Below are 4,214 nucleotides of genomic sequence, written 5' to 3'. Positions count from 1 at the left end.
ACAACTCACATCTACGATCAACAATGTACCTCATAGCAGCGCGAAGCGCTGTAAGCGCAATATCATGGAGAAATAGTATTAGCTTCTAAGGTTTCAAGCTGCACCTCGTAGAAGAGATACAGCGCTTCGCGCTGTCATGAGGTACAATAACAACAATGAGCAAACCCTATTCTTAAATGTTTAGGATTAATTAAGTCAAGGGCTACCGCCCCTGGCCATAGTTTAGGAACGAGAAAATGGTCAATAAATACCTTAAACGCGGCGGTATCTAAAGAGCCATCAATGGTCATCAAAGCTAAAACTTTATCCTGAGTAATTGCCCCAACTAAGGTAACTTTTGACCCCCGGTAAAACGGTTTCATTTCCCTGACTCTTGTCCCTTTCTCCGACCGTCCATAAGGGCGGCTTCCCCCTAGAAGAATACCCGTTTCATCTATGAACACTAGGTTGCCCGGCTCTATCTCTCTCACTTGCTTCCAATACTCTATTCTCAGTTTTTGTACTCTTTCTGTCCCTGCTTGAGTGCTATACCTCGTTTTTTTTTACGAGATAATCCCAGTTGATTTAAGCAACGCCACATCGCTGTGGGACTTACCCAATTTCCGGTCAGTTGTGCAAATAATTCACACAGCTCCGCTAACCTAGCGTCTTTATGTTCTGCGACTAACCCTTTGACTTGTTCTTTAGCTTTCTCATTATTCAGATAACTTAACTGAGGCTTCCCTGGGCGTTTCGGCTCTACATTCCCCTCTGTTTTTTGTTGCTTTACTAATTTTTGCACTAGGCTTTTACTTACCGAAAACCTCTCTGCTACTTTTCTAATTGACGAGTTTTCGATTAAATGAGCTTTGACTATTTTTTCTCGTAAATCTACTGAATATGCTTGCATTACCTCTTCTTTCCTTTCTTATCTCTTCATTTTATATTGTACCCCATTACAGCGCGAAGCGCTGTAAATGCTATAGTAATGATTAGGGTTAATTGTTAATTTCAGAAACCTAACCGTAATGATGACTGAAAATTCCTAAGCCATTATGAACTCTAGCGGCAGTCGAAGGGGGACGGTTAATCATTTGTCCGCCGAGGATCAAACTGGTGGAACTACCGCCATCTAAGTTTAAGGCGTGAATGGCTCCAAGTTTTTGCATGAGTTCGGCAGTTTCGGTTAAGCTGGCTCCTAATCCACCGATACGGTTATGGATGGTGACGAGTATCAATTCACCAGAGTTAGTAATTCCGAAAACACTGCGAATGGCAGATTGTTGGGCAAAGGCACGGCTAAATCCTTCGGCTTGAGCATCAACAACAATTTGTTGATTTTTGATCAGTAAGGGACCGCCACCGATAATATGGGGAAAGGAGTTAAAGTTAGAGGGATTAGTGGTACTTTCTAAGGTTATGGTTGTGCCGGGCATTAGGCTGGCTTTGGCGCTAGAGAGCGATCGCAAAACCAATAAATATCCCGTATCAGGAATATCCGTAACTTCCGCATTTTCTACATGACGAGTAACTCGGTTATTCTCAACAACGATAATCACTTCTCCGGCGGTTAAAGGCGTATAACTCTTGCCCCATTGGGGTGTAAAGCGAGAAATTCCTCCTTTAACATAGCCACTGTTGAGAACAACCAAGGGAAATTGTCCACCAGTTGATGTAGTAATTACTTCTTCTAGGGTGAGGCGGTCAATGGCAGTGCTACCTTGATTATCCCAGGCGATCGCCCCCCGATTCAAGATCGGGCCAGAATACCAGGTTCCGTGCCAACGAATTGCCCCCAAAGGTAATCGGTTATTGCGGTTAAAAAATCCAGCATTAATGGCAGCTAGAGTTTTACAAAATTCCCCCATTTTTAATAACGGGGTGGTACCTTCCATGGTGTGAGAGTAAGTCCAAATGGGTTCTAAATTCAGTTTCGGTGTTTGATTTGGAGACAGCGTTAAGGACGTAATCGGAAAACGATCGGAACCTAAGGATACATATTCTTCTTTCCAGCGCAGTCCCGGCAACCAAAGAATATTTCGGTTGCGAGGAATATCGGGGCGAATCTCCAGAATTAAGGTATAGGGATTGGTTTGAGTAATGGCTTTTACGGAGAGTCCAGGAGGAAGATTCCCTTGAATTAAAAGATGCTGGGGATCGGCTGTTATTGTCGGGCGTAACGGTTGGGACGTATCGGCAATGACTTCTCCTTCATTCACTTCTTCGGAAGAAGGTCGAGTGCTTTCAGGCGTAACGGTTGAGGGGTTTTGATAGTCATCTAAAATACTTTGTTTAATCGCCGCATCCAGGGTAACTTGCCAATCAAACGTATCTTGTCGGAGTTGATAGGGAGTGGGTTCAGTGAGGTTAATTTTCAGACGCAAACCGATCGCGCGATCGCCCTCAAAGAGGTTTTCTATTTGTATCCCAGTAACGTTTGTCATCGGCTTCGCGATCGCCAACGTATCCCCGTTCACTGACATTGTTAACGACTGCTGTTTTCGCCAGTTTGTAATCTCCAGATGACGATAATGGTTATGACGTTGCACGGGGAGAGCAATGGGGAGAGAAAACCATTGAACCGGTTGTTGACTCGGGTTTTCCGTATTCAACAAGTCAATTCCCATACCCTGAATCAAACCCGCATCGGCGATCGCCGTTCGCGCCAATAAACCATTACTCCATTGATTCCAGGTTGCCGCACGGGTTTTTCCATTAATGGAAATCCGGGTTCCTTCCCGAATCGGGCCAGCCGGAAACACTTGTAAAATATAGTCTGAGGGAATCGCTTCCACTTTACCCAACAGCAGTAAAGATTGATAGAAAAACGCCGCCACTTCTGCACGAGTTGCATCCTGGTTGGGGTGGAAAACCATCAGATCCGGATAGTTCACCACCAGGTTAGCGCGGGTTGCTAAATGCAGCGCATCCCGACCATATTGGGGCACACTGGAGGCATCTTCATAAATGTCTTCGAGGGGAGCAAGAGGTTGATTTCGATCGACCAGGGTATGAACCCGCAACCCACTGACTAAAGAGACGATAATCTGAATCCGGGTAACATTGGCTTGGGGTCGAAATCGACGACCTGGAAAGCCCGATATAAAGTTGGTCTCGTAAGCCCAAATGATGGCTTGAGTCGCCCAAAAATTCGCTCCAACGTCGATAAACGGCGTGTAGGGTCTTTTTTGGGGTTGTTGTAGGGCAGCTTGGAGTATAACGGCATATTCAGCGCGAGTCATGGGGCGATCGGGCCGAAATGTCCCGTCAGGGAATCCATTGACAATGCGGCGATCGCGCAATGCTTGGATAAAGGGGAATGCCCAATGATTGAGGGTATCGGGAAAGGAAGACATCGTTCAATTAAAAATTAAAAATGATTATAACGGACTAGCCGAACAGGATATGATTGCCAATCTAATTTTATCAATGTTGATCGCCGTGGGTTTGGCCATACTGGGCATTTGGTTTGCAGGACTCCCCGGTTATTTTATTGTCTGGCTCTCCCAACCTTTTATCCGGTTTTGTTTTGGTCAAAAGTCCCTATCTAATTTGAATGCTCAACAAAGTTTTGCCGCCGTTTTTCTGGTATCTTTGTTTTGGGGATTTAATGTTCTTCCGGGGTATTTAGTCGCCTTTGTTTGGTTAAAAGAATATACTTTGATCAGTCAAATTCCAATTTTTGTGGGTGTGGTGTATATCGGCAGTATGATCGTTGCTCTGCTAACTTATGGATGGGTTTTAGGGAAATAGACAGCACTTTAGGCTATTGTAGACATGAAAGGTGCTGCTCAGGAGTCAGGTATCTTGATAACAGTGAGGAGAGTTTGTTAAAATCAGATCGACTTTCACGTTCTATGCAGACAGAGGTTGTTATATGACGATTATTCTTGAGAATCTTGAGCCAGAAATATTAGAAAAACTCCAAAACAAAGCCATTTCTCATGGTCGAACCGTGACCGAAGAAATTAAGGTTATTTTAACCGAAGAGTTGGTTAGAGATAATGAGCAGAACCTCACAAAAAAGATGGATCAATCAGAATGGCATAAATTTACCCCTCTTCTGTCACTCTGGGAAATTCGTACGAATTTCCGTCATTACAGCCCGCGATCGTTAACGAAGGAATCAGGGTTTCACGCCCCTTTATCCGAAAGTGACAGAAGAGGGTTACAGCGCGAAGCGCTGCTATGAGGTACATTGTTGATCGTAGATGTGAGTTGTCATTGCGACCGCA

General features: G+C 44.5%; 5 protein-coding genes. 2 read left to right on the top strand and 3 right to left on the bottom strand.

The genetic code is table 11. From position 1 onward, the window contains the following. Positions 1–134 precede the first annotated feature (134 nt). The 3 genes from AC3A14_RS24175 to AC3A14_RS24165 form a co-directional block, all read right to left on the bottom strand. Positions 135–443: a transposase gene (locus AC3A14_RS24175; protein WP_487779211.1), complete on the bottom strand. Its 309-nt coding sequence runs from the start codon at positions 441–443 to the stop codon at positions 135–137. Between the two features lie 47 nt (positions 444–490). After that, positions 491–889 carry a helix-turn-helix domain-containing protein gene (locus tag AC3A14_RS24170; protein WP_487779210.1) on the bottom strand — a complete coding sequence of 133 codons (399 nt, stop codon included), beginning with the start codon at positions 887–889 and terminating at the stop codon, positions 491–493. A gap of 109 nt (positions 890–998) precedes the next feature. Further along, positions 999–3,335, bottom strand: a complete 2,337-nt coding sequence (locus AC3A14_RS24165; RefSeq protein ID WP_318736271.1) for a phosphodiester glycosidase family protein — start codon at positions 3,333–3,335, stop codon at positions 999–1,001. 49 nt (positions 3,336–3,384) lie between these two features. On the opposite strand from AC3A14_RS24165, the gene AC3A14_RS24160 reads away from it, so the two are divergent. Beyond that, positions 3,385–3,732: a hypothetical protein gene (locus AC3A14_RS24160; protein WP_318719278.1), complete on the top strand. Its 348-nt coding sequence runs from the start codon at positions 3,385–3,387 to the stop codon at positions 3,730–3,732. 124 nt (positions 3,733–3,856) lie between these two features. Then, positions 3,857–4,171 (top strand): hypothetical protein, encoded by a 315-nt coding sequence (locus tag AC3A14_RS24155; RefSeq protein WP_318737701.1) that lies wholly within the window; start codon positions 3,857–3,859, stop codon positions 4,169–4,171. Positions 4,172–4,214 lie beyond the last annotated feature (43 nt).

This window comes from Roseofilum sp. (assembly GCF_982964205.1).
This window is presented reverse-complemented; position numbering and strand designations above follow the sequence as displayed.

What these genes read in the sequence shown, in the direction of transcription:
- AC3A14_RS24170 (WP_487779210.1), bottom strand. Translation starts at nt 889, where the DNA reads ATGCAAGCATATTCAGTAGATTTACGAGAAAAAATAGTCAAAGCTCAT.
- AC3A14_RS24155 (WP_318737701.1), top strand. Translation starts at nt 3,857, where the DNA reads ATGACGATTATTCTTGAGAATCTTGAGCCAGAAATATTAGAAAAACTC.
- AC3A14_RS24160 (WP_318719278.1), top strand. Translation starts at nt 3,385, where the DNA reads ATGATTGCCAATCTAATTTTATCAATGTTGATCGCCGTGGGTTTGGCC.
- AC3A14_RS24165 (WP_318736271.1), bottom strand. Translation starts at nt 3,335, where the DNA reads ATGTCTTCCTTTCCCGATACCCTCAATCATTGGGCATTCCCCTTTATC.